The sequence below is a fragment of the Mesorhizobium sp. M0771 genome, from assembly GCF_040320155.1.
Lineage (GTDB): Bacteria > Pseudomonadota > Alphaproteobacteria > Rhizobiales > Rhizobiaceae > Mesorhizobium.
Genome location: NZ_JAMYPC010000016.1, coordinates 104,891 through 128,491, shown reverse-complemented (window position 1 = coordinate 128,491; position 23,601 = coordinate 104,891). Strand labels below are relative to the sequence as shown.

Here is a 23,601-nt window from a genome sequence, read left to right as displayed (position 1 = left end):
GCCTCGCCAAGAAATTTCGACCAGGTTCAGATTTCAACTATGCCGACGCGCGGATGCCGACCCGTCCTTCGTAACACGAGGGAGGCGGGTTCCGTGTGACGGTTTCTTGACAGGCGATCACAGTTTGTCGAGCAGCGTTTAGAGTGTTTGCTGCTATCGCCGACGAATGGAGCTCACCCATCGCAACGGTCCGGTCAATCGCCATCTGCGTGACGCAAGCGCCGCATCGCGCTCCGCCACCAGGTCGTCTCGGATCCTGGCCAGCGCGCTACGCTCGGCTACGAGGCCGTCTTGGCCCAGGGCGAGCGCGTCACGCTCCGCCATGAAGCTGTCTCGGGCTTGGATGAGGTCCTGCTGGGCGTGAGCAAGCGCATCACGCTCCGCCATGAAGCTGTCTCGGGCTTGGATGAGGTCCTGCTGGGCGTGAGCGAGCGCGTCACGCTCCGCCATGAAGCTGTCTCGGTCTCGGATGAGGGCCTGTTGGGCGTCAGCGAGGGCGTCACGCTCGACGATGCCCTTTCCCAGTTCGCCGTGTAGCCGTTTAGCGGCCAGGTTCCCTGCGGCAACGGCCTTGCCAACCACATCGCAGCTCTCATCGAACGTCGCCCGCACCCTGTCGAGCTGGTCGCGCAAGTCCTGGCTGTCGCCTTCAGACGCCATACTGCGCAAAATGGCATAGGCACTGCGGACTAATGGCGTGGCATCCGGATGGTTTTGCAGATCAGCGACCGAGGCCCGCTGATGATGCAGATCCTTGTCCAGGAACTCGGCGATTGCGGCGTCGGCGTGATCGGACGTGACAGGCCAGACGATTCCGGTCTCCCTGGCCGCGCGGTCCATCTGATGTCGCCAGTCGCTCAACAGGTCTTCGTGGCGCAGGATACAGCGCGGCATGTGTCGCGAATGATGCTCCGCTTCGAGCACGTGCCTGAGCCACAGCATGAACGCTGTCGGCAGTGCCATTTGATCCCGTTCCTGCAGCGAACAGGCGACTTCGAGCGGGTTGCGGACAGGCAGAAATGCGATCGGGTCAATCCTGAGATCGGCCAGGATCGAGGCCATGAAGGGGAGGAACCGGCAGATCCGCGGATCCTTGACGAAAAACAGGGGGGCATCGCCGAACTCGCTGGCAATGATCGCCGTCATCATGGGCCGAAATCGCTCGGCTGCCGGCGACTGCAGCCACTGCCGATCTAGCGGCAGCCAATCTTGCCAGGAGGAGGCGGCCGCCGTGAGCAGGTGGTCGTCGGCGATGGTGAGTGGGGTACTTTCCCAATGTCCCTTGGGATTGTGGAGGCTCCCGGGCAGCAGATGTTTCGGCGGCGTGGCTCCATGCGCGGCGACGAGGGCGCCGAGCGCCGAGGTGCCGCTGCGGTGCATTCCGAGGACCAGGATCGCCGTCCTTGGTTCCGACGCGATCTCGCCCTTCGCGGCCGTCAATCGCTCGCGCGGATTCATCTCCCCTTTGTCTCGCTCTCCAAATTTCCGTTCCCGCCCAATGTTCTCCGATAACCAACTGCGAAGCGGGCTGCAAATGGAAATCGTCGCCAACGTGCTTACATTGCGCACAAGACGGAGCTCAAGAAAAGCTGGACAGATCGAAGTCAGCTGCCCCAACGCTACAGATCCTTGCCAAGCAGATGCAGTCGATCAGTGGCTTCGCATTGGACTTCTGCTTCTGGGCCAGGCTGGCCTTGTTGCTGTCGCCGATCCAGGTGTTGCCCAGTGTTTCGTAGCCGGCAGCCTTGAGCGCCAGCACGACGCGGCGCAGTTGGTGCGCCAGGCCGACGACACCAACCGGGCTCAATTCCTGGCCGCCTGCGCCAAGTCCGGCTTCGTCCTCACATCTTATCAATCACCGACTGCACGCCTTCCGTCGGCGCATCGACCGACGACCCCGCCACCATGATGGCGGCGACGATGGCCTCGGGGTCTTCGACCACCAGCGGCTTGACCCGTTGCGCGGTGTGGATGAAGCCTTCGCTGGCCATATGGTCGAGCAGCGCCAGCATCGGATCCCAGAATCCTTGAACGTTGGCGAAGACGATCGGCTTGCGGTGATGGCCGAGCTGGCCCCAGGTCATGATCTCGACGATTTCCTCGACCGTGCCGATGCCGCCGGGCAGCGCCACAAAGGCGTCGGATTTCTCGAACATCTTGTGCTTGCGCTCGTGCATGTTGTCGGTGATCAGCAACTCGTCGAGCCGGTCAAGCGCGGTTTCGGTCGCCTCCTTGTTGATGAGGAAGCGCGGAATGATGCCCGTTACCTTGCCGCCGGCCTTGAGCGCGCCTTCGGCGACTGCGCCCATAATGCCTTTGGTGCCGCCGCCATAGACCAGCCGCAGGCCGGCTTTGGCGAGCGAGCGGCCAAGCAGGTGCCCGGCCTTGGCATAGATTTCATCGCGGCCCGGAGACGAGCCGCAATAGACGCAGACGGATCGAATCGTGTTCATTCGTGATTGGTGATTGGGTCTGAATGCGGGGTCAAGCCCCAAGGGCTGACAAGCCCGGGCTTTTTCTTGTCGGTGCCGGCAAAACACGCTAGACCGGCTTCAGGTGGCTAAGGGGTAGGGGAAATATGGCTGTTAATCCATTGAAGGCGTTTCTGTTCGCGGCGGGTGGGACCGTCGCGGTCGTCGGAACCGCCTATGTATCGGGCGCACTCGACCCGTATCTGAATCCCACGCCGCCGGCCGCGATTGCATCGCTGACGCCGCCGGCTGAAAAGCCGGCCGATCCGGGGACCGAGGGAAGGCTGCCGCCGGCGCCCGCCGCGCCCACCGATGCCAAGGCTCCCGCAGCACCCGCGCCTGCCGACGCAACGGCTCCCGCGACCGAAGCTGCGGCTCCGGCGGCACCTGCCGCGCCCGTTGCTGCCCCAGCAACCCCAGCACCGGCCGCGGCCGGCCCGGTTGCGCCGAGCTTCGACGTCGTGCGCGTCGAAAGCAACGGCTCGATCGTCGTTGCCGGCAATGCTGCGCCCAATTCGAAGATCGAGATCCTCAACGGCTCCTCGGTGCTTGGCTCGACTGTCGCCGGTCCGGACGGCGCCTTCGTCATCGTTCTCGACGATCCGCTGAAGCCCGGCGACTATACGATTGCGTTGCGCGCGACGGCCGGCGATGTGGTTACCCCTTCCGTGCAGACCGCCGTCGTTTCGGTTCCCAAGGACGCCGCCGGCCAGGTGCTGGCGATGGTCGAGGAACCCGGCAAGCCGGCCGAGCTGCTTAGCGTCCCGGCGCCTGAGACCAAGCCCGCGGCACCGGCCGCCGGCGATCAGGCCGCTGCCCCAGCCGCTGAGGCGCCTGCTACGGCTGCGCCTGCCGTGGTCGCGGCAGCGCCTGCCGCTCCCGCTGAAACGGCACCTGCTGCTCCGGCTGTGGAAGCCGCAACTGCCCCTGCAGCGCCAGCAGTACCTGCAGCGCCGCCGGCGGCAGCCGTGGCTGCACCCAAGATCGTCGTCGAGGCGGTCGAGATCGACGGCAACAAGATTTTCGTCGCCGGTCTGGCTGACGCCGGCCGCAAGGTGCGCGCCTATGCCAACGATATCCTGCTTGGTGATGCGGTGACCTCGCCCGACGGTCATTTCCTGGTCGAGGCGACGCGAGACATCCCGGTCGGCAGCTACACCATCCATGTCGACGGTCTCGACGCCGACGGCGTGAAGGTCGTGGCCCGCGCCGCCGTGCCGTTCGAGCGCGAACCCGGCGAAGCGATCGCCGCCGTGGCGCCCGCGGAGGCCAAGCCCACCGAGACCAAGCCCACCGAGACCAAGCCCGCCGAAGCAAAGCCTGCTGAGCCGGCCGCACCGGCTGCTGCCGAAGCACCGGCCGCTCTGAAGCCTGCGGCGCCAGCCACTATCGCGGCTGCCCCTGCGAAGCCCGCACCAGCTGCTGCCGCATCCGCACCAGCCGCACCGGCGGCTGAAGCGCCGGCTCCGGCTGCCCCGGCGGTTGCCGGGGCACCTGCGGCACCGGCAGCGCCCGCCGCTGAGGCTTCAGCCGTCGTCGCGGCGGCAACGCCCGACGTGCCCGAGACGGTGGCGCCAAAGCTCGAACATGCCGACGGCGCGGTCATCATCCGCAGGCACGACACGCTGTGGCGGATCTCGCGGCGCGTCTACGGTCACGGCGTGCGCTTCTCGACCATCTATCTCGCCAACCAGGACCAGATCAGCGATCCCGACCGCATCTGGCCGGGGCAGGTGTTCAAGGTTCCGGAAAAGTCCAAGGAAGGCGAAGCCGCCGACCTCAAGGCGATGGGCGAGCAAGTGACGACGGCGCAGACGAAGACGCAGTAGTTTGGCGATTGGCTAATCTCCCCCCAAGTGGGGGAGATTGCCGGCAGGCCAGAGGGGGTCGCCGCGCATAGAACGCCGACCTTCTCTTTGCTGCAAACGACGTTGCGTCAGGACGTACCGACCCCCTCTGTCGCCTTCGGCGACATCTCCCTCTCGAGGGGGGAGATTAGGTCGCTCTACCCATCGGGTTAGCTTGCCACGCACCCGTTCATCGTCTATCGCCGATGAACGATGGCAGACTCGCTCGCTGAACCAGACCACGCAAACTGCGCACCGCCCCAAAGCCGCGCCGTTGCCGCGAGCTTCGCCGCACTCTCGCACCCGGCGCGCATCGAGATCCTTAGACATCTCTCGGCCAGCAATTCCTGCTGCTGCCGCGAGGTGGTCGATCATCTCGATCTGGCGCAGTCCACCGTGTCCCAGCATCTGAAGATCCTGGTCGAAGCCGGGCTGGTCCGCTTCGAGCCCGACCGCCAGCGCTCGCGCTATCAACTCGACCGCGCCGCGCTCGCCGACGTTTCCGCATCGCTGACCGCACTCGTCAATTCCTGCTGCTCCGGCCGCTGATCTCTCACCAAAAGGCAAGAAAAGTGGCAGAAAAAACCGTTTCCGATAGCTCGACCTTCGGCACCTTGCGCAATCTGTGGCCCTATATGTGGCCGGCCGACCGCCCCGATCTCAGGGCACGCGTCACCTGGGCGACGCTGCTTCTGGTCGTTGCCAAGCTGACGCTGGTTGCCGGGCCCTATTTCTTCAAATGGGCGACGGATGCCCTGGCCGGCGACGCCAAATCGCCGCCGCCGCTGCCATCTTTCCTGCTGGCGCCGGTGATGCTGGTCGTCGCCTACAATGTCGTGCGGCTGGTGCAGCTTGGCTTCAACCAGCTGCGCGACGCGCTGTTTGCCCGCGTTGGCCAATATGCGGTGCGCCAGCTCGCGTTCCGCACCTTCGTTCACATGCACCAGCTGTCGCTGCGCTTTCACCTCGAGCGCCGCACCGGCGGCCTGTCGCGCATCATAGAGCGCGGCACCAAGGGCATCGAGACGATCGTGCGCTTCATCATGCTGAACACGGCGCCGACCATCCTCGAATTCGCGCTGACCACCGGCATCTTCGCCTACACCTATGGCTGGAAATATGTGGTCGTGGTGGCGGCCACGGTGTGGCTCTACGTCTGGTTCACGGTTCGCGCCAGCGACTGGCGCATTTCGATCCGCCGCGACATGAACGACAGCGACACCGACGCCAACACCAAGGCGATCGACTCGCTGCTCAACTACGAGACCGTCAAATACTTCAACAACGAGGGTATGGAGGCTGAGCGCTTCGACCGTTCGATGGCGCGCTATGAAATGGCGGCGACCAGAATATGGACCTCGCTCGGTTGGCTGAATTTCGGCCAGGGCATCATCTTCGGTCTCGGCACCGTCATCGTCATGTGCATGTCGGCGCTGGAGGTGCAGGCCGGCACGCAGACGGTCGGCGATTTCGTCTTCATCAACGCCATGCTGATGCAGCTTGCGGTGCCGCTCAATTTCATCGGCTTCATCTACCGCGAAATCCGCCAGGGGCTGACCGACATCGAGCAAATGTTCGACCTGCTCGATGTGCCGCAGGAAATCACCGACAAGCCGGATGCCAAGCCACTGGCCGTTACAGCCGGCAAGGTCGAGTTCCGCGACGTGCATTTTGCCTACGATCCCAACCGCAAGATCCTGAAAGGTGTCTCCTTCGAGGTGCCGGCCGGCAAGACGGTGGCCATTGTCGGACCGTCCGGCGCCGGCAAGTCGACGATTTCGCGGCTGCTATTCCGCTTCTACGACGTCCAGGGTGGTCAGGTGCTGATCGACGGCCAGGACGTCAGGGATGTGACCCAACAGAGCCTGCGCGGCGCGATCGGCATGGTGCCGCAGGACACCGTGCTGTTCAACGACACCATCGCCTACAACATCCGTTACGGTCGCATCGGTGCCAGCGAAGAGGATATGCAGAAAGCCGCCGAGCTTGCCCAGATCGGCCCGTTTATCGAACGGCTGCCGGAAGGTTATCGCTCGATGGTCGGTGAGCGCGGGCTAAAGCTGTCGGGCGGCGAAAAGCAGCGCGTGGCGATTGCCCGCACGATTTTGAAGGCGCCGCCGATCCTGATGCTCGACGAGGCGACCTCGGCGCTGGACAGCCACACCGAACAGGAAATACAGGCCGCCCTCGACCTGGTCAGCAAGGGCCGCACCACCATCGTCATTGCGCATAGGTTGTCGACGGTGATCACCGCCGACGAGATCATCGTGCTCAAGGACGGCGAGATCGCCGAGCGCGGCACCCATGCCGAGCTGATGCAAAAGCATGGCCTCTACGCGTCGATGTGGGACCGCCAGCGCGAAGCGACAGAAGCCGAAGAGAGGCTTCGAGTTGCACGCGAGAGCGATGAGCTGGGTGTGGTTGTGCGCAGGCGGACTTCGGAGGTGAGCTAGGCGGCGGAGCGCCGATCTCCCCCCTTGAGGGGGAGATGTCGCCGAAGGCGACAGAGGGGGTCGCAGCGCGTGGAGCGCTAACCTTCATCGGTCGCAAGGGGGGCGCATCCAGTCGAACCGACCCCCTCTGGCCTGCCGGCCATCTCCCCCTCAAGGGGGGTGATATGCAGCGTCGTCGCCATCATCACCACCGAAAATTTCCCCTTGACCTCAACCTAAGTTGAGATCGCAAACCCGTTCCTGAGCCACCGAACCCAAGTCGTTCAAGAACGGAGTCAGATTCAAATGGATAAACTTGCCGAGGCAGCCGTGTTCAGGGTCGACAAATTCGTCGTTCCTGCCGAGGCCCGTGAAGAAATCCTTCGCAAGGTCAGGGCAACGCATGAACTGCTGCGCCTGCAGCAAGGCTTCGTCCAGGATTTCGTGCTCGAGCAATTTTCGGGTCCGGGCGAGTTCAACCTGGTCACCATTGTCGAATGGGAAAACCAGGCGGCCGTCGACAATGTCGTGCCGATCGTCAAGGCGGCCCACGAGCGGGCGGGCTTCAACCCGCAGGAGACCATTGCCCGGCTGGGTGTGAAGGCCGATATCGCCAACTATCAGCGTCTGCCTGAGATGTAGGAGGGCCAGCCCGTGCCAGGTGCTGGCGCCTCGACGCTCAGCACCTGGCCGGTGCGGGCATCGCTGATCATGTTCTCGAAACCACGCCATTCGGCGGCGACGATGAACAGTGTCGTGCCATCCGGCCCGCCCAGCATGCAGGCAAAGCAGCCGCGATCGGCATCGACTGTCTGCAACACCTCGCCACCTTCGCGCACCCGCACACAGCGTTTGTTGGGAACATCCGCATACCAGGCAGTTCCTTCGGCATCGAGGCAGACGCCGTCGGGAAAGCCATCGAGATCGGCCCAGACCCGGCGGTTGGAAAGCCCGCCATCCTCCGCGATATCGAAGGCGGTCAGCCGGTTGGCATGCGACTCCGCCACGATCAGTGTCCTGTTGTCCGGCGTCACCGCCATGCCGTTGGCGAAAGCGATGTTCTCGGCCACTTGTCGAACCGAGCCGTCCGGCGTGATCAGCACGATGGTGCCGGGCCCGAAATGCTCGCCCGGTGCAGGCGCCGACCCGCCGCCATTGACATAGATGTTGCCGCGCCCGTCGACGACGATCTCGTTCCACGGGCTGTTTGACAGCGACCGAAGATCGGAATGGGTGGCCAGCGTTCCATCCGCCTCCTGCCGCAGCAACAAGCCATCCCCACCCGAGACGATCAGCAATCGGCCATCCGGCAACCAGTCGATCGAATAGGGCAGGATGGCCGGCACGGTGAGCATCACCTGGTTCCCGCCGTCCTCATCCACCGCGACGATCTCTCCGGTTCCCCAGTTGCAGAGCCACAGGCGTCCGTCGTGCCAGCGGGGAGACTCTCCGAAAGCGAGGCCTTCTGTAATGACCTTGGCGTTCAGGGCGACTGATTTCGAGGATGGCATCTCTGACCCTGGTTTGTCGACTCGCCGCAATTCGGCATTGTCGCGAAGCGCTTTCCTGCCAAGGACGTATGAATCTGTGGCGCCCCGACACCGTCGACAATTTCGGCAAACCATCGTGCGGATGCCTCTGGATCAGAGTGCCTTTAATCCTTGAGGGCAGCTGATATTGTCGCGTCGGAAATAACCCGTTCGCGCAAGTTTTGCGACCAAGAGAGTATTTTCGATGTTCGGTTTCTTTTCCCGCAAATCCAAGAAAACGTCCGAGAAGTCGGCATCAGATTCTGGAAAGCAGTTGGAATTCGGCCTGCCGTTGCCAGTCGTCGTACTGCGTTCGAACGTCGAGGATCCTGATGAAGAGCCGTTTTTTCTCGTCTTCGCTGTCATGCAATTCGTCACAGCGATGGTTTCCAAAGGACTCTATCGTTATCCCGAAATCGACACCAAGGCGATGCAGGTCCTTCATGCCGACTCGTACTCTTCGGAGGTAAAGAACGGCGGCCATAGTCAATTCATCCACAATGCCGGGCAGGAAATCGGCGCCATGATTGCCAACGCACGAGCTGGACTCACTGCTTGTGGCGCAAAGGGCCAGCTTGCGACTTTGGAAAAGATGTCCAGCTGGATTGCAGACCATCCCAACGAAGCCGCCCAGCAGACGGGCTTCGAGGGCGGGCGGGATGATTTTCTCGATACACTTGATCATGCGTTCTACGTTGCGGATGAGGCCGCGCCCATGGAAAACCTTTTGGCGCGCTGGATCGCGTCATGGCCTGATCTGCAAGTTGTCGATAGTGACGATTACGACGACGTCATACACCGGCTGGTGATGGCCAATCCGAAGCGCGAAGGCAGGCTTCTTCATAAGTCCGTTGGCAACTTGGCAGGCCAGATGATCTTGAGCTGGCGCGATGTCGGGGCCGGCCTTGCCTGCGCCAAGATCGCGCCGCCCGAGATCAAAATCGCGTTCGGCATGGCAAGGATGCTGAACATAGAAGGAGAGAAACAGCTGGTTTTTCAACTTCAGACCAGCGCGAAGAAGACCCGACTATGCAGTGCGACGGAGACACACGTCACGGTCTACGAGTACATCGCTCCAGAAGAGTTGCTTGTCATACCGCCAGGCGAGAGCCCGCTAGCGGCTAACGCCCCGAAAGTTGGCGCCAAGCTTGGCATTGCTGAAGAGCCCGAGATCACAGCGGTCATTGAGCTGGCGGAACAATACCATGCTCCCGCCGCCGTCGACCTCCTGCTCCGCAAGGCAGGCTTCGACCCGACGGATGCCATCGTTTCTGCGAATTCGGTGGTGCAGAAGGAGGAAGGAGCAATCGTGAATTGGGTGGTGCTGGCATCAGGCCAAGTCTTCCTTTTCCAATCGTTGCGGAACGGCGGTGTCCTCTTGCGCGGCAAGGATGATGAAAGCCTCGCTGAGGCCGCTATGGCCGAGCTCAATGCCCACTTTGATCGCTCCGCTGCGGCGGGTTAGCGACAGCAAGCCTACTTTTTCTCCGTCAGGAAGAACGTGCCATCGGCATGGCCGTTGGCACCGCATGACAGGGGCTCCGATCTGCCATCCTTGCCGGCGCCGCTCTGCTCGACGACAAGCGCATCGCCGTCGCGTCGGAAGGTAAAGACAAAACCGGTTGGGTTGTCGTTGTCGACGGCACGGTCGACCAGCCGCAGAGTGTTGCGCTCCTCGACCGTGCCGTCGATCTCGCATGACCCACTTCCCGAGACTGGATTGGAAACGACATCTTCCGAGATTTCGACCTTGCCTCCGCCAACAGCCTTGATGTCGACGCTGCCGCGCACGCTGCTCCATGTGCCGATCAAACCTGCATCGGGGGGCTTGCGTATGCCGGACAGGAAGGTTGCGCGGTCGCGCAGGAATTCGCCGAGATCGAAAGTCTGTTGGTTCTTGGGCGAACTTTCGTTGAAGCCGGCGATCTGATCGCGATAGGCGATGAAATCGCTTTGGTCGTCCCGCAGCGCCTTGCCGGCATGAGCATCGAGCCTCTTCAGCAGCGCGGCATAATTCTTCGCGACGTCGGCATCGGCCTGCGCCAGGGTCGGATCGGCGCATATGGCCTTTTCCGCCACGCTGGCGGCCTTGGCGCAATCGAAGGATGGCTTGCCTTGCGCCGCTGCGTGGTCGCTCGCTGCCAGGAATACGGTCAAAACGGCACCCATGGCTGCCAATCGTATGGCAACAAGGTACGCTTTGCCTGTGTTTGGCATCATGGGCGGTCGGCCTTTTCGCCGCGCACTGAGCCAGCGGCGGTATGAACTCTGGCGGCAAAGCCGCCGGCAGGCAAGCACGTGACCGTTCCTGCCGGCTGCGGCCGATGCGGCCTTGCCCAATGTTGCGTTGCGGCCGCGGAGCCTTTCCGGTATTGAGGCCGGACCTGAAACAGGGACCGCCCCCATCCCATGAGCCCCATCCGATGAGCCTCGTCGATTCGATCAAGAATGCCTTCGTTCCGATCCATCGCGAGGGCTATCCGTTCATTGCCGCCTTTGGTGCGGGCACGCTGTTCCTCGGCTATTTCTCCTCGGTGCTGTTCTGGATCGGCCTGATCCTGACCGCCTGGTGCGTCTATTTCTTCCGTGACCCCGAGCGTGTCACCCCGGTCGATGACAGGCTGGTGGTCAGTCCCGCCGACGGCGTCATCTCGGCGGTCGGCCCGGCCGTGCCGCCGCGCGAGCTTGGCCTCGGCAACACCGAGATGACCCGCATCTCGGTGTTCATGAATGTCTTCTCCTGCCATGTGAACCGCGCTCCGGTGCGCGGCCGCATCACCAAAATCGAGCACCGGCCGGGCAAGTTCCTCAATGCCGAACTCGACAAGGCAAGCTCGGAGAACGAGCGCAACGGGCTGGTCATAGACAGTCCCAACGGCATCGTTGTCGCCGTGCAGATCGCCGGCCTGGTGGCACGCCGCATCGTCTGCTGGGCTGAGACCGGCGGCTCCATTGCCGTCGGCGAACGCTTTGGCCTGATCCGCTTCGGCTCGCGCGTCGATGTCTTCCTGCCGTCGACCGCGGTGCCGCGCGTCGCCGTCGGCCAGACGGCGGTCGGAGGTGAAACCGTGCTCGCCGAATTCGGCGGCGTCGCCGCAACCCCGCTCGTCAGGATTTCGTAAGCGGTGGGCGCGCCGTTCAAAAAGTTCGAGGCCCATGGCAGCGGCGGCCCGCGCATCCGCGAAATTCCGATGCGCATGGTGCTGCCCAATCTGGTCACCGTACTTGCCATCTGCGCCGGCCTGTCCGGCATCCGCTTCGGCTTCGAGGGCCGTTTCGAGCCGGCCGTGGTGATGGTGCTGCTCGCCGCCTTCCTGGACGGCATAGACGGGCGCCTGGCGCGCATGTTGAAGGCGACATCCAAATTCGGCGCGCAGATGGATTCGCTGGCCGACATCGTCAATTTCGGCGTCGCACCGGCACTGGTGCTCTATGCCTTCCTGCTCGACCGCGCCGGCTCATTCGGCTGGATCGCAGCCCTTCTGTTCACCATCGCCTGTGGCCTGCGGCTGGCGCGCTTCAACGTGCTCGACGGAGACCATGACCGGCCGATCTGGCAGAGCGAATACTTCGTCGGCGTGCCGGCGCCGGCCGGCGCCGTGCTGGTCATGCTGCCGCTCTATCTGTCCTTCCTGCGGCTCGGTCTCGAGCCGGACCGCCTGACGGCATTCGTCGCCACCGGCTTCACTGTGCTGGTCGCTTTCCTGCTGGTCAGCCGGCTGCCGGTCTATTCCGGCAAAAGCCTGAAAGTGCCGGGCGACAAGGTGCTGCCGATCATCCTGGCGGTCGTTCTCTACGTCCTGCTGTTGATGACCTATCCCTGGTACACGCTGACCGCCTCTGTCGCAGGCTATCTCATCTTCCTGCCTTTCAGCGTGCGGGCGTATTCGAAGCGCGCCAAGCGCGAGGGCGAAAAAGTGCCGCCGTCGGATATTGGGTAGTTGTTATCTCCCCCCTTGAGGGGAGATGTCGCCGAAGGCGACAGAGGGGGTCGGTACGCCCCGGACGCGACCTCGTTTGAGCGAAGAGGACGTCGGCGCTTCACGCGAGGCGACCCCCTCTGGCCTGCCGGCCATCTCCCCCTCAAGGAGGGAGATACGCTAAGCCGCCAGGCCCAGCCCCAGCTTCTCGATCGCCAGGTTCCGCGTCGAGACATAATCCGTCTTGCCGGAACCCAGCACCGGGATCTCCCCGACCTTGACGATGTCGTTGGGCACCATCAGTTCGGCCGCACCTGCCTTCTTGCCGAAGGCGCGCAGTTCTTCCGGATCGGCGTCGTCGGCGGTGGTGACCAGCACGATGCGCTCGCCGCGCCTCTTGTCCGGCACCGCCACCGCGGCGTGGCGCTCTTCCGGCCACAGCGACTGCACCAGCATCTCGACGGCGCCCAACGACACCATCTCGCCGGCGATCTTGGCGAAGCGTTTTGCCCGGCCGCGAATGGTGATGAAGCCTTCGCGGTCGACCGAGACGATGTCGCCGGTGTCGTGCCAGCCGTCCAGCGGCTGCAATTCGCCGGGCCGGTCAGCGGTCATGTAGCCCATCATCAAATTCGGCCCGTCGAGCCACAGGCGGCCGGCACCCTCGATACCCTCGACCGGTTCGAGCTTCATGCGCATCGCCGGCAACAGCCGTCCGACCGTGCCGTCGCGACCATGGATGGCGGTGTTGACGGCGACGACGGGAGCGGCCTCCGTCAGCCCGAACCCCTCGATGATCGAGGCATCGAAGCGCTCGCGATAAACGCGCCGCGTCTCCGGCTTCACCGCTTCCGCGCCGGCGACGACGAAGCGCAGGCTGGAGAAATCGCCATCCTTGGCGGTGCGGGCATAGTTGGCAAGGAAAGTGTCGGTGCCGAACATGATGGTCGGCTTCACCTTGCGGGCGATCTCCGGGATGATCTTGTAGTGCAGCGGCGAGGGGTAGAGGAACAGTTTCACCCCGGTCACCAGCGGCAGGATGGTACCGCCGGTCAGGCCGAAAGAGTGAAAAACCGGCAGCACGTTGAGCAGGATGTCGGACGGCGAAATGGTAATGCGCGCCTCGGCCTGCATGGCGTTGGCGTGGAGATTGCGATGCGACAGCACCACGGCCTTGGGCGTGCCTTCCGAGCCTGAGGTGAACAGGATTACCGCCGGCTTGGCCGCATCCTGCCGCTGCAGCGGGAAGCGCCACAGCGCGGCTGCTGCGAGTTTCTCCAGTGTGGTGACGCTTGCGCGCACATCCTCCAGCCACAGCATTTTGGCGCCGCCGGCCTCGACCGCGGCGATGATGTCGGCAAGCGCCGCCTTCTCGACGAAGGCGCGCGAGGAAACCACCGTTCGGATGACTGCGGTGCGCACCGCGGCGGTGACGCTGGCCGGCCCTGCCGTGTAGTTGATCATCGCCGCCACACGGGCTGCCGAGAGCAGGCCGACGAAGGACAGCACCACGCCATTGGCGTTGGGCAGCAACACCCCGACCGCTTCGCCGGGTGACGTTATAGCCTCGAAACGGCGGCCGAGAACGCGCGCGCCGATGAACATCTTTCGATAGCTGAGCGAGCCGCTGATCACATCCTCGATGATCGGATGCGAGGCGCCGGTGCGATCGGCGGCATCGCGCATGGCCAGGAACAGGCCGCGATCGAGGTTGCTGCCATAAAGCCGCGCCTCGGCGATGCGGTCGAACAACGCATTTGTGTTGGAAGCCTGGTCGGGGTTGCGCGCCACCAGTTCGGCAACCGTCATCGGCTCCAGCACGCTGATCGAGAGTTTTGGGAACCAGTGGCGGGGCGCCCGATCCTTTGGCGTCAGAGAAACCGGCAGGTCGCGCGCGCCGGCGACGAAGATCGGCACGATGCGGGCGTCAGCCTGCATGGCGATGCGGGTGACGGCGCGGAACAGGCGAAACGCCTTCACATCGGGCTCGACGTCATCGGGCAGATAGACGGCAAGCCGGCCTTTACCCTTCAGCACCCTGACCAGCCGCCGGCTGACGAAGAGATGCTCGGCGTTGAAGGCGATGGTGCGGCCAAGCTCGCGCCATGGCTCCAGCCAGGGCGAGCGCGCCGAGGCCTCGTCGAGAATGTGCAGCGTGTCGTCGGGCAGCAGCGACAGCATCAGCGCCGGCTCGAAGCGCGACTGGTGCGAGACCACATAGATCACTGGCGTCGGCGCGTTGCGGGCAATGCGGATGCGCCGGTCCTCGATCCGGTAGGCGAGCTTGAACGGCACATAGAGTAGCGCCTGGGTAAAGCGCAGGTCGAGACGAAACGTCTCGATAGCGCCAATCAGCAGCCAGGCCAGCACGAGGCCTGCAAGCAGCGCCAGTGTCAGGATCATGCCGCGTCTCTCCCAACGGTCCGGTATGCGGCTCTTCGTCCGCTTCGAGAGCAGAGGGTAGCGCAATGGGGAGCAAGGTCAATGCGCGGGTGCGAGGGAGCGGTGTTCCACCTGACCTCACCAGGCAATGACCCAAACGCAGGCCTTGAAATGTTGCGACACGTGTCGTAAATAAAAGCGACACGTGACGGAGAGGTAATATGGCCAGTTCCCCGCTGGGTTTTGCCGAGGCACCACATATGGAGCCGGAGTTCGAACGAATGGTCGACCTGTTTGGTGGACGGAAGGTTCTTGGATTCTCGGTAGCCAGTCCTCTTGAGGCACATGAAATGATCCTGCATGGAATTCCGGGCCAGGCGCTCGAAAGCCTCGTCAGGCATCTGATGGTCATTGATCCCGCCGATGCGTTTGAGACCGCATTCGGCATGAGCGAGCGGACATTTCAGCGGCACAAATCGGATCACTCCAAGACCCTCAGTCGGGAGCAAGGTTCCAGAACCTGGAACTTCGCCAAGCTCCTGACAAAGGCCACGTCCGTGCTCGGGACTCAGGAAGACGCGGAAAAATGGATGATCGAGTCTGCCATGGGTTTGGACAATCGCCGGCCGATTGATCTGCTGGCCACGGCGGCGGGCACTGCGCTTGTGCAGGAGTTTCTTGAGCGGCTCGACTATGGTGTCTACGCGTGACGCCTTTGCCGGGCTCCCTCGGAACAGGGCAGTTGTTGGGCTGGAGGCTTGATCACAGACGCTTCAAGGCGAGCTGGGACAGTGGCGAAGGAGCCTTCAAGCTTGGGGGAAGGTGGAACAGCAAAGGGATCAGAGCCGTATATGCGTCCATCGACCCATCGACCGCCATCTTGGAGGTGGCGGTCCACAAGGGGTTTCGCACGCTGGATGCTGTCCCTCACGTGCTGACGGCATTCGACATCGTCGATCCATCAGAGATTTATGTGGTCCAAACCGACGATATTCCGAACGCGAACTGGCTGCGTCCCGGCATCCCAGGCGCGGGACAGCAGCAGTTCGGCGATGGTCTGCTGGCAAAGCATCCGTTCTTTCTGATCCCCAGCGCGGTATCCCAGCACAGCTGGAACCTGCTGTTCGATCCCAACCGGGCGGCAGGCCTTTATAGCTTGCATCTCCGGGAGGATTTCGCGCTTGATACAAGGCTTCATCCTCCCGCTGGGTAGCAATCAGGCCGTGGCCTTCAGCCGCCCACTGATGAACCGGAACTCCTGCGACTTGCCGCCATAACCGTAAGCAGCGGCCGGGACTTCATGCACGAAGGCATAGCTTTCCTCGTGCACACCACCCAGCAACTTACCAAAGGCCTCAAAGATCGCCTTCAGATAAGCCTCCAGTTCCAGCTTGGTGTTGGTGCCGTCGACCACCTTGATGTCGAGCCAGAAGGTGTTGGCGCCATGCTCCGCCAGCGATTTGCCGCCGGCGAACCAATGCTGCGGGTCGACATAGGTGACGGCGACGGCGGTGATCGTCGGGTCCTTGCGCAGATGGGTTGCGGTCAGGCCGGTGATTTCCTTGGCGATTGTGGCGGACAGCTTGGCGTCGGGTTTGCCGGTGACGCTGATGTTGATGATGGGCATTTTTCTCTCCTTCGTTTGAGCGGCGTCTGTTTGCCGTTGGAGAGACAGTGCCACCGTCTTTAAATCAAAAAAATCGAATTGTTTCGAACAAAAGGTTCTGTATTATCGAAGTATGCAAGCTCTCGATCCCGATCTGCTCAAGACCTTCCTTGCCTTTGTCGATGGCGGCTCGCTGGCTCAGGCTGCGTCTGTTGTCGGCCGCTCGCCCTCGGCGGTGACCGCGCAGATGCAGCGTCTGGAGGAGATCGTCGGCGAACCGCTGCTGGTGGCGCAGGGGCGCGGGCGCGGGCTGACGCCGGCCGGCGAGGATCTTGTCGGTCATGCCCGCCGCATTCTTGCCGTGCACAGCGAGGCCTGGCTGGCGCTCAAGGGCGCGCGTGCCGCTGGTCGCGTCGCCATCGGCACGACACAGGATTTCGCCGATAGCGGCCTGCCGGAGCTGCTGCGCGCCTTCGCGACCAGCCATCCGCGCGTCAGGGTCGAACTCCGCGTTGGCCGTTCGGCCGAGCTTGGCGAGGCGCTGCAGGCCGGGCAGCTCGATCTGGCCGTTGTCATGCGCAAGACGCCGGCCAATGACGAAGTCGGGCTGTTCAGTGAGCCGATGCTGTGGCTGTGCTCGCAAAAAGGGCTTGCCGTGCGGGAAGAGGAATTGCCGCTGGCGCTGCTCGACCCCTATTGCGGCTTTCGCGAAGCAGCACTCGCGGCCCTCGATGCTGCCGGCCGCCGCTACCGCATCGCCGCCGGCAGCGCCAGCCTTGCCGGCTTGCGTACGGCGGTCAATGCCGGCATCGCGCTGACCTTGCGCACCGCCCGCTTTGCCCATTCAGGCATTGCCGAAGCACCGCGCGAATTCGCCCTGCCGCCGGTGCCGACAGCGCAATTCGCGATAAAACTCGGCCAGGGCGCCGAGCGGCCGGCGCGCGATCTTGCCATCCTGCTCAGCGACAACCTCGCCTTGCCCGGCTTTGCCGGCTGATGTCCAAAGAAAAAGCCGACCTTTACGGTCGGCTTTGAGGAGGACGGGTCGAGGGGTTTGGGGGGACTTGGGGGGTGACCCGTCGCACATAAAACTGCCTGATCCGCATGATGGTTCCATGACTTGGAAAATAATTATTGGGTTGCCGCACTTTTTCTCGCAGCCAGCCAGTCGCGCCCCGCATGGGCGAAAACCGCGCAGAGTACTATGGCGCCGCCGATCAGGCTGGCGGCCGGCGCGATCTCGCCGAGGAACAGGAAGGCGAACAGGATCGCAAACGGCACTTCGGCGGCACCGAGAAGGCCGGACTCAGGCGCCGGGACCAGCCGCGAGCCTTCCGTCCACAGGATCGACGCCGCTGCGAACGATCCTCCGAAGGCGACGAGCAGCACGGCGTCGCGAGCAGAAATCGCCAGGGGGTCGGTGACGAACCAGCCGAGCACGAACAGCAGAAGCGCCGAGACTGCGCCCGCCCACACCACCGGCGTGTCGCGGAAGGCGCGCACCATGATCATGTAGAGCGCACTGCCGGCGGTCATCAGCAGCGCGAGCCCATCGCCAAACAGATGACCGCTGCCGAAGCCGGAGCCGACCATGATCGCTACGCCGCACAGCGAAACGGCGGCGGCGGCAAGCGTCTGCGCCCGGAACGGCTCGCGCACCAGCACGAAGGCGAGCAGCGCGGTGATGAAAGGCGCGGTGGCGTAGATGACCGTGACATTGGCGACATAGGTGAATTTGAACGCCGAGATGAAGGCGATGCTGGCCGCGGCGCCCTCGAGGGCCAGCAGCCAGCCGCGCCAGCCAAGCCGCAAGCTTTCCGGCCCGCCGGAGCGGCGCCGGCGCCACAGCACATAGAAGGTGATCAGGATCGCGCCGACAAAGCCGCGCCAGCAGGTGATGGTCAGCGGGTCGGCGTGGATCGATTTGGTCAGCACGCCGGTGAGGGCGAAGAAAGCCGCCGAGGCCGCCACCAGCATAATGCCGAGCGTACGCTCGGCAGCGGTATCTGTGGTGCCTGGGCCGTCGAGCGCTTCCGTCATCTCAGCAGCCTATCCGTCTTCTCCTGCCACCATGCTGTCAGTACGGGGGTACTCATAGCCGCTTGCGGAAATGCTCGTTGCCGATGATCAGCAGGCCGGCGCCGACGATCAACGCCGCCCCCAGAAACACCTCGCGACGCGGCACGTCGCCCCAGATCGCAAAGCCGAGCCCGAAGGCCCAGACCAATGAGGTGTATTCGAACGGTGCCACGATCGACACCGGCGCCCGCTTCATGCCTTCGAACAGCATAAATTGCGCCACGCCGCCGAGCGCGCCGACGCTGATCAAAAGCAGCAACTGGCGCCAGTCCGGCATCTGCCAGACCAACAGCGCCGGCACCGCGGAAAACACCAGGAAGTAGAAATTGTTGAGCACAAGCTGGATCAGCGTGCGCTCGGCCAGCGCCGTCTTGCGCAACAGCACCACGGCAATGCCCCACAGCACTGCCGCAGCCAGTACCAAGAGCATCGGCACGGACAAGCCGAGACGAGTGGGATCACAGGCGATGAAGACGCCGACGAAGCCGATGAACACCGCCAGCCAGCGCAACAGCGGCACCTTTTCGCCAAGCATCACCACCGACAGCACGGTGACGATGATCGGGGCGGCGTAATAGATGGTGGTGAGTTCGGCCAGCTGCAGGGAGCGGGCCGCGTTGTAGTAGCAGAGCCAGGCGCCGAGCGTGAAGGCGCTGCGCACCAGCATCGGCCGCACGATGGGCGAGCGCATTGTGTCGGCAAAGATGGGCGGTCCGCCGATTGCAGCACAGCCGATAAGCACAGCGATCGAGCGGAAGAACATGATCTGCCAGACGCTGATGCCGACGACCAGAAGCTTGATCGCGGCGTCCTGCGTCGAAAACAGGAAATAGGCGCAGCCGGTGAACAGGATGCCGGCAAGCACCCTTTCGCGGGTTTCCAGAATGGCAATATCGGCCATGCGGCGTGTCCGGCGCTGTCAAGAGGACGAAGAAGAAGCCTGCCCCAACAGGCTCCCATTGCAGGCTATACGGGCGAAAGCCTGCGGGGCGCTACGCCAGTGGCAAGCTTGCGTTGGCGCAGCCTGGCCGACAGCGTGGGCACGCCGTTCACTGTGTTGCCTGGTAGAGCTCCGAAGCGGCCTCCTTCAGGGCGCGCCGGCCGCCCGGCCTGAGATACATCATGTGGCCGCCCTCGATGACGTCGAGACGGATAGGTTTTGCCCCGCCGAGCGTCGGGATTTGGCTCACCAGATAGCGTGAGGCCAGATAGGGAGTGACCAGATCGGTGTCGCCGTTGACGATCACCACGCCGAGCCCCGGGTTGAGCGAGCGCGCCCGCTGCAGATCGTCCATCACCCCGGCATAGCCTTGCCGCGAGCCGCCATAGTCCCAGGCGTGGGTCACATCGCCATTGAGCAACCTGTAGCTGACATCGGTGCGAAAATTCAGCTCGTCGCGCGCATAACCGACAAAGGCCGAGGTCAGCGCCGGCACGCTGCGGTCGAGCACCGGATCTGGGCCGGCGCTGCGGGCGCTCTCCGGGGCGATGTCGCTGGTGGCGATGGTGCCGTCATACGGGCTGAGCACTTTTCCACTGGGGCGCTGGAATTCGCGCGCGAACAGGGCGGTCGGGATGCGGGCGAAATTGCGTTGCACGAGGTCGAGCGGCAGGCCGGTGATCTCGGCCACGCGCTGGCTGGCCAGCCGCCCGCCCTGTTCCAGCCCGCCGGTCAGAGCCGTGAGGTAGTCGCCCAGCGCATACTTTTCGACCTCGGCGAGCTTTTCGCGCAGTGCTTCGCCGCTGAGGCCTTCGCTGCGCAGGCGCACCGCCGCCAGCGAGGGCAGTTCCAGCGCCCAATGCAGTGGCTGGAATTCGTCGGGCAGCACCAGCGTGAACTCCAGTGCAGGCGAGATCAGTACGATGCCGTTGGGGCTCAGGCCGACATCTTCCTGCAGGGTCCTGGCGAGAAGTGCCGCGCGGAACCCGCCATAGCTTTCGCCGGCGAGGAAGAGCGGCGATCCGGTGCGGCCGTTCTGGGCGAGATAGAGCCGGATGAAAGCGCCGATCGAACTGGCGTCCTGGCTGACGCCCCAAAAATCTTTCGTGTCCTGGCCGGGGGCCTCGCGGCTGTAGCCGGTGCCGACCGGATCGACGAAGACGAGGTCGGTCATGTCGAGCCAACTGTCGGGATTGTCGATCAGCTTTTGCGGCGGCGGCAGGAATTGGCCATCGGCGCCGGTCGCGACGACACGCGGGCCGAGTGCGCCGAGATGCAGATAGGCGGATGCCGCGCCCGGGCCGCCATTGAAGACGAAGGTGATGGGGCGAGCCTTCTCCGCGCCCGCCAGTGGCGGCAGCGTATAGGCGACATAGAAGATTTCCGCGGTGACCTCGCCCTTGCCGGATAGCAGCGACAGCGTGCCGGCCTTAGCCTGATAGTCCAGCTTGCGCCCGGCAATGGTGATTGAATCGCTGGTCGTCTGCGGTGCCGGCAGCAGCGACAGCACGCCGCCGGCAGGGGCGGGGCGCTCGGGCGTTTCGGCGAGGACTGGCTGCGCGAAGGCTGCAAGCACCAACAGGGTAAGCGAGATCAGTTTCAGCTTGAACGGCATGATGTCTCCGCGGGAATGACTCTGCTTAGGTATGGCTGGGGCGGTCGAAGTCAAAGTAACTCTTCGTGAGGTAGCATTCCTTCAGCCCCCCTCTGTCCTGCCGGACATCTCCCCCACAGGGGTGGAGATTGGATGTCGCGACCGCCTTCGCTAATCGCCGGCGTAGAAAGCGCTATCGGCGAAGCGGCCATCTCCCCCCGTGCGGGGGAGATGGCCGGCAGGCCAGAGGGGGGCGCTGTCTCGCCGGCATATCAGTGCTATCAAAGTGCGAAGGACCTGAAAGGAATGCAACATGGATGCCACCGCACTCAAAGCCATGCAGGCGCCGATCAAGGAGGCTTATCGCGACGATTCCTCGCGAGCGCTGATCACGCTTCGCGCCAAAGGCTCCATCGACGACCAGTCCATTGCCTGCAAGGTCGAGACGGGCAGGGCGCTGGCGGTGGCGGGCCTGCATCCGGCGACCGGCGGTTCCGGGCTCGAATCGTGTTCGGGCGATATGCTTTTGGAGGCGCTGGTGGCGTGCGCCGGGGTGACGCTGAAGGCGGTGGCCACCGCACTAGAGTTCAAACTCGGCGCGGCGACTGTCGAGGCCGAAGGCGATCTCGATTTTCGCGGCACGCTGGGCGTGGCCAAGGACGCCCCCGTGGGCTTTCGCGCCATCCGGCTGAATTTCAACCTCGACACGGATGAGCCGCAGGCGCGCATCGATTCGCTCATCAAGCTGACCGAACGCTATTGCGTGGTGTTCCAGACCATCAACAGCAAGCCGGAGCTGACGGTGAGTGCGCGCGCCTGATCTCCCCCCTTGAGGGGGAGATGTCGCCGAAGGCGACAGAGGGGGTCGGGCCGACTGGACGCGACGCCCTTTGTGCGGAAGGAGGTTGGCACTCTACGCGAGGCGACCCCCTCTGGCCTGCCGGCCATCTCCCCCTCGAGGGGGGAGACTACGCTACTGCGCCGCCGGCTCTTCCGCATCACCCTCATCGGTGAAAGGCGAGGCGCTCGGCACGCAGTTGACCGCCCAGCCGGCCGGCGTCGGCTGCTTCTGATATTCGGTAATCGCGTTTGTGCACTGTTCGCGGGTGTCGAAGGTGCTGGGCAGCACCACCATGCCGCCTTGCGGGCCGGCGATCACCAGGTACCAGACCAATGCTACGCTGGGAGCAGCCATGGGAATTCCTCGCTTTGCTGGGTGTCGGAGTCGGGTCGACCCTAGCAACTCCCGGCTGATGGCGAAAGCAGGGCGAGGGGGGAGGGACCTGCCGGATCATCACAGACCCGTGAACGAACCGCTCCCCAGACGTCTCTCAGTTCGTCGCAAAGCAGTAGAACAGGCCGTCGCCGCCGGTGCCTTTCAGCGCCTCCTGGCTGCAGCCGCCGCGCGAGGCATGCGAGGAGTTCCAGGATTTCGCCGCCGCCGACTCATCAAGGCCGGTGCGGTCGTGATGGCCCATCATCGCCGCGCCCTCCGCGCCGCTCAAGGTCCAGTCGCCGCAGGTCTGGTCGGCGAGCTTGGTGCCGTCAGGCTTCGAGCCGGTCAATATGTCGTGCCGGTTCGGCTTGTCGCCGCGGCCATTGACCACTTGGCCCTTCTCGGTCAGCGCCGTCTGCTTGTTGATGGCGTTGGCGTTGCTGTGCAGCGAGGCGACGTCATCGGCAATCTTCTCGCCCTTGGCGTTGACCCAGGGACCCTTGCCGATACGGTCGCGCGCATCGACATTGGCGCTCGAGAGATAGGCGTGCCATTCCTTGCCGGTAACCCCAGCCGCTTCCGCCAGCGAGGCGCAATGCGCGTCGGCACCCTTGAGACCGCCGAGATCGGCGCCCTTGCCGGAACCGACGCTGGTGACGAAGAAACTCATCTTGGCGTCTTGCGCCAGCGCCACCCCGGCTGTGGCGGCAATCGCGGCGGCGGCAACGAGAAGAAGTCTACGCATGTCGGTCCTCCGGTTTCGAATGTCCTACATTCGAAGAAACGTAACTGGAGGCCTGTTTAATCCCGCTACAACCCGGTTTATTCCGGCTGCCGGTAGGCGACGAAGCGGTTGTTCTTGACCTGGAAGATCAGCCCCGTCTCTTTCATCTCGGGGCTCGCCAGCGGCACGATGCGTTTTGCCACCTCTGACGGGTGCGGCAGCGTTTCCGGATCCTCGCCGGGCGCGGCCTGCGCACGCATGGCGGTGCGGGTGGCGCCGGGGTCGACCGCATTGATGCGGAGCGGCAGGCTCTGCGTCTCATGCGCCCAGGAACGCGTCATGGCTTCCACAGCCGCCTTCGACGCCGCATAGGGCGCCCAGAAGGCGCGCGCCGAATGCGCGGCCCCGGACGACATGAGAATGGCGCGGCCGGCGTCGGACAGCCTGAGCAGCGGGTCGACCGAGCGGATCAGCCGCCAGGTCGAGGTGACATTGATGGTCATAACCTTCTCGAAGGTTTTGGCCTCGACATGGCCGATCGGCGAGATGACGCCGAGCACACCGGCATTGGCCACCAGAATGTCGAGCTTGCCCCAGCGCTCGTGAATGGCGCCGCCCAGCCGGTCGATGCCGGCCATGTCTGAGAGGTCGAGAGGCACCAACGTCGCTTCGCCCTTGCCGGTTTTCGCGCGCTCGGCCTTGATCTGGTCGTCGAGTTCTTCCAGCCCGCCGACGGTCCGGGCTACCGCAATGACATGGGCCCCAGCGGCGGCAAGTTCCTTGGCGATGAAGTAGCCGATGCCGCGCGAGGCGCCGGTAACGACCGCGACGCGGCCGGAGAGGTCGAGGGTCATGCGAGCG

24 protein-coding genes are annotated in these 23,601 nt (G+C 63.9%); 11 read left to right on the top strand and 13 right to left on the bottom strand.

The window, feature by feature from the left end:
* Positions 1-153 precede the first annotated feature (153 nt).
* From NKI05_RS22905 to NKI05_RS22895, 3 genes are all read right to left on the bottom strand, one after another.
* Positions 154-1,458 carry a sulfotransferase family protein gene (locus tag NKI05_RS22905; protein WP_023816822.1) on the bottom strand — a complete coding sequence of 435 codons (1,305 nt, stop codon included), beginning with the start codon at positions 1,456-1,458 and terminating at the stop codon, positions 154-156.
* Between the two features lie 121 nt (positions 1,459-1,579).
* A complete protein-coding gene (locus NKI05_RS22900) occupies positions 1,580-1,807 on the bottom strand; it encodes a hypothetical protein (RefSeq protein WP_023673581.1) in 228 nt (75 codons plus the stop codon).
* A 34-nt stretch (positions 1,808-1,841) separates the two neighbouring features.
* Positions 1,842-2,453: an LOG family protein gene (locus tag NKI05_RS22895; protein ID WP_023673582.1), complete on the bottom strand. Its 612-nt coding sequence runs from the start codon at positions 2,451-2,453 to the stop codon at positions 1,842-1,844.
* A 125-nt stretch (positions 2,454-2,578) separates the two neighbouring features.
* Between NKI05_RS22895 and NKI05_RS22890 the strand changes: the two genes are divergently transcribed.
* The 4 genes from NKI05_RS22890 to NKI05_RS22875 all read left to right on the top strand — a co-directional run bounded on the left by NKI05_RS22890 (position 2,579) and on the right by NKI05_RS22875 (position 7,392).
* Entirely contained in the window at positions 2,579-4,300 is a 1,722-nt protein-coding gene (locus NKI05_RS22890; protein ID WP_352793224.1) for a LysM peptidoglycan-binding domain-containing protein, read from the top strand.
* 231 nt (positions 4,301-4,531) lie between these two features.
* The gene (locus NKI05_RS22885; RefSeq protein ID WP_023703210.1) at positions 4,532-4,867 is read left to right on the top strand and encodes an ArsR/SmtB family transcription factor; all 336 of its coding nucleotides are present in this window, start codon (positions 4,532-4,534) and stop codon (positions 4,865-4,867) included.
* 23 nt (positions 4,868-4,890) lie between these two features.
* Positions 4,891-6,771 (top strand): ABCB family ABC transporter ATP-binding protein/permease, encoded by a 1,881-nt coding sequence (locus tag NKI05_RS22880; protein ID WP_023703211.1) that lies wholly within the window; start codon positions 4,891-4,893, stop codon positions 6,769-6,771.
* A gap of 285 nt (positions 6,772-7,056) precedes the next feature.
* Entirely contained in the window at positions 7,057-7,392 is a 336-nt protein-coding gene (locus NKI05_RS22875) for an antibiotic biosynthesis monooxygenase (protein ID WP_023685667.1), read from the top strand.
* On the opposite strand, the gene NKI05_RS22870 is transcribed toward NKI05_RS22875, so the two are convergent.
* Entirely contained in the window at positions 7,371-8,261 is an 891-nt protein-coding gene (locus tag NKI05_RS22870; RefSeq protein ID WP_352793221.1) for an SMP-30/gluconolactonase/LRE family protein, read from the bottom strand. The genes NKI05_RS22875 and NKI05_RS22870 overlap by 22 nt on opposite strands.
* Positions 8,262-8,484: 223 nt before the next feature.
* On the opposite strand from NKI05_RS22870, the gene NKI05_RS22865 reads away from it, so the two are divergent.
* Entirely contained in the window at positions 8,485-9,744 is a 1,260-nt protein-coding gene (locus NKI05_RS22865) for a DMP19 family protein (RefSeq protein WP_023814954.1), read from the top strand.
* A gap of 11 nt (positions 9,745-9,755) precedes the next feature.
* Here the strand turns inward: NKI05_RS22865 and NKI05_RS22860 are convergent, their stop codons facing one another.
* Positions 9,756-10,448, bottom strand: coding sequence for a lysozyme inhibitor LprI family protein (locus NKI05_RS22860; RefSeq protein ID WP_023734832.1), 693 nt, complete (start codon positions 10,446-10,448; stop codon positions 9,756-9,758).
* A 92-nt stretch (positions 10,449-10,540) separates the two neighbouring features.
* On the opposite strand from NKI05_RS22860, the gene NKI05_RS22855 reads away from it, so the two are divergent.
* Together NKI05_RS22855 and pssA are read left to right on the top strand one after the other, a co-directional pair.
* Positions 10,541-11,401 (top strand): phosphatidylserine decarboxylase, encoded by an 861-nt coding sequence (locus tag NKI05_RS22855; RefSeq protein ID WP_348626197.1) that lies wholly within the window; start codon positions 10,541-10,543, stop codon positions 11,399-11,401.
* 3 nt (positions 11,402-11,404) lie between these two features.
* Entirely contained in the window at positions 11,405-12,220 is an 816-nt protein-coding gene (gene pssA, locus NKI05_RS22850; protein ID WP_352793218.1) for a CDP-diacylglycerol--serine O-phosphatidyltransferase, read from the top strand.
* Between the two features lie 159 nt (positions 12,221-12,379).
* On the opposite strand, the gene NKI05_RS22845 is transcribed toward pssA, so the two are convergent.
* A complete protein-coding gene (locus tag NKI05_RS22845; protein ID WP_023814952.1) occupies positions 12,380-14,602 on the bottom strand; it encodes an AMP-binding protein in 2,223 nt (740 codons plus the stop codon).
* Positions 14,603-14,802: 200 nt separating this feature from the next.
* Here NKI05_RS22845 and NKI05_RS22840 point away from each other — a divergent pair, with 200 nt between their 5' ends.
* On the top strand, positions 14,803-15,291 hold the full coding sequence (locus NKI05_RS22840) for an Xre family toxin-antitoxin system antitoxin (RefSeq protein ID WP_023727360.1): 489 nt from the start codon (positions 14,803-14,805) through the stop codon (positions 15,289-15,291).
* Positions 15,288-15,794 carry an RES family NAD+ phosphorylase gene (locus NKI05_RS22835; RefSeq protein WP_352793213.1) on the top strand — a complete coding sequence of 169 codons (507 nt, stop codon included), beginning with the start codon at positions 15,288-15,290 and terminating at the stop codon, positions 15,792-15,794. The genes NKI05_RS22840 and NKI05_RS22835 overlap by 4 nt, the downstream gene beginning before the upstream one ends.
* A gap of 3 nt (positions 15,795-15,797) precedes the next feature.
* On the opposite strand, the gene NKI05_RS22830 is transcribed toward NKI05_RS22835, so the two are convergent.
* A complete protein-coding gene (locus NKI05_RS22830; protein WP_023814950.1) occupies positions 15,798-16,208 on the bottom strand; it encodes a tautomerase family protein in 411 nt (136 codons plus the stop codon).
* A gap of 112 nt (positions 16,209-16,320) precedes the next feature.
* On the opposite strand from NKI05_RS22830, the gene NKI05_RS22825 reads away from it, so the two are divergent.
* Positions 16,321-17,184, top strand: a complete 864-nt coding sequence (locus tag NKI05_RS22825; protein ID WP_023689125.1) for a LysR substrate-binding domain-containing protein — start codon at positions 16,321-16,323, stop codon at positions 17,182-17,184.
* A gap of 134 nt (positions 17,185-17,318) precedes the next feature.
* Here NKI05_RS22825 and NKI05_RS22820 read toward each other — a convergent pair whose 3' ends face one another.
* The 3 genes from NKI05_RS22820 to NKI05_RS22810 all read right to left on the bottom strand — a co-directional run bounded on the left by NKI05_RS22820 (position 17,319) and on the right by NKI05_RS22810 (position 20,821).
* On the bottom strand, positions 17,319-18,227 hold the full coding sequence (locus NKI05_RS22820) for a DMT family transporter (protein ID WP_352793211.1): 909 nt from the start codon (positions 18,225-18,227) through the stop codon (positions 17,319-17,321).
* 52 nt (positions 18,228-18,279) lie between these two features.
* Positions 18,280-19,167: a DMT family transporter gene (locus tag NKI05_RS22815; RefSeq protein ID WP_023685677.1), complete on the bottom strand. Its 888-nt coding sequence runs from the start codon at positions 19,165-19,167 to the stop codon at positions 18,280-18,282.
* 148 nt (positions 19,168-19,315) lie between these two features.
* Positions 19,316-20,821 (bottom strand): S10 family peptidase, encoded by a 1,506-nt coding sequence (locus tag NKI05_RS22810; protein ID WP_023814948.1) that lies wholly within the window; start codon positions 20,819-20,821, stop codon positions 19,316-19,318.
* Positions 20,822-21,113: 292 nt separating this feature from the next.
* Between NKI05_RS22810 and NKI05_RS22805 the strand changes: the two genes are divergently transcribed.
* Entirely contained in the window at positions 21,114-21,620 is a 507-nt protein-coding gene (locus NKI05_RS22805; RefSeq protein ID WP_023814947.1) for an OsmC family protein, read from the top strand.
* Positions 21,621-21,773: 153 nt separating this feature from the next.
* Here the strand turns inward: NKI05_RS22805 and NKI05_RS22800 are convergent, their stop codons facing one another.
* From NKI05_RS22800 to NKI05_RS22790, 3 genes are all read right to left on the bottom strand, one after another.
* The gene (locus NKI05_RS22800; protein WP_023689120.1) at positions 21,774-21,995 is read right to left on the bottom strand and encodes a hypothetical protein; all 222 of its coding nucleotides are present in this window, start codon (positions 21,993-21,995) and stop codon (positions 21,774-21,776) included.
* A 136-nt stretch (positions 21,996-22,131) separates the two neighbouring features.
* The gene (locus NKI05_RS22795; protein ID WP_023752520.1) at positions 22,132-22,761 is read right to left on the bottom strand and encodes a hypothetical protein; all 630 of its coding nucleotides are present in this window, start codon (positions 22,759-22,761) and stop codon (positions 22,132-22,134) included.
* 77 nt (positions 22,762-22,838) lie between these two features.
* Positions 22,839-23,594, bottom strand: coding sequence for an SDR family NAD(P)-dependent oxidoreductase (locus NKI05_RS22790; protein ID WP_023672713.1), 756 nt, complete (start codon positions 23,592-23,594; stop codon positions 22,839-22,841).
* Positions 23,595-23,601 lie beyond the last annotated feature (7 nt).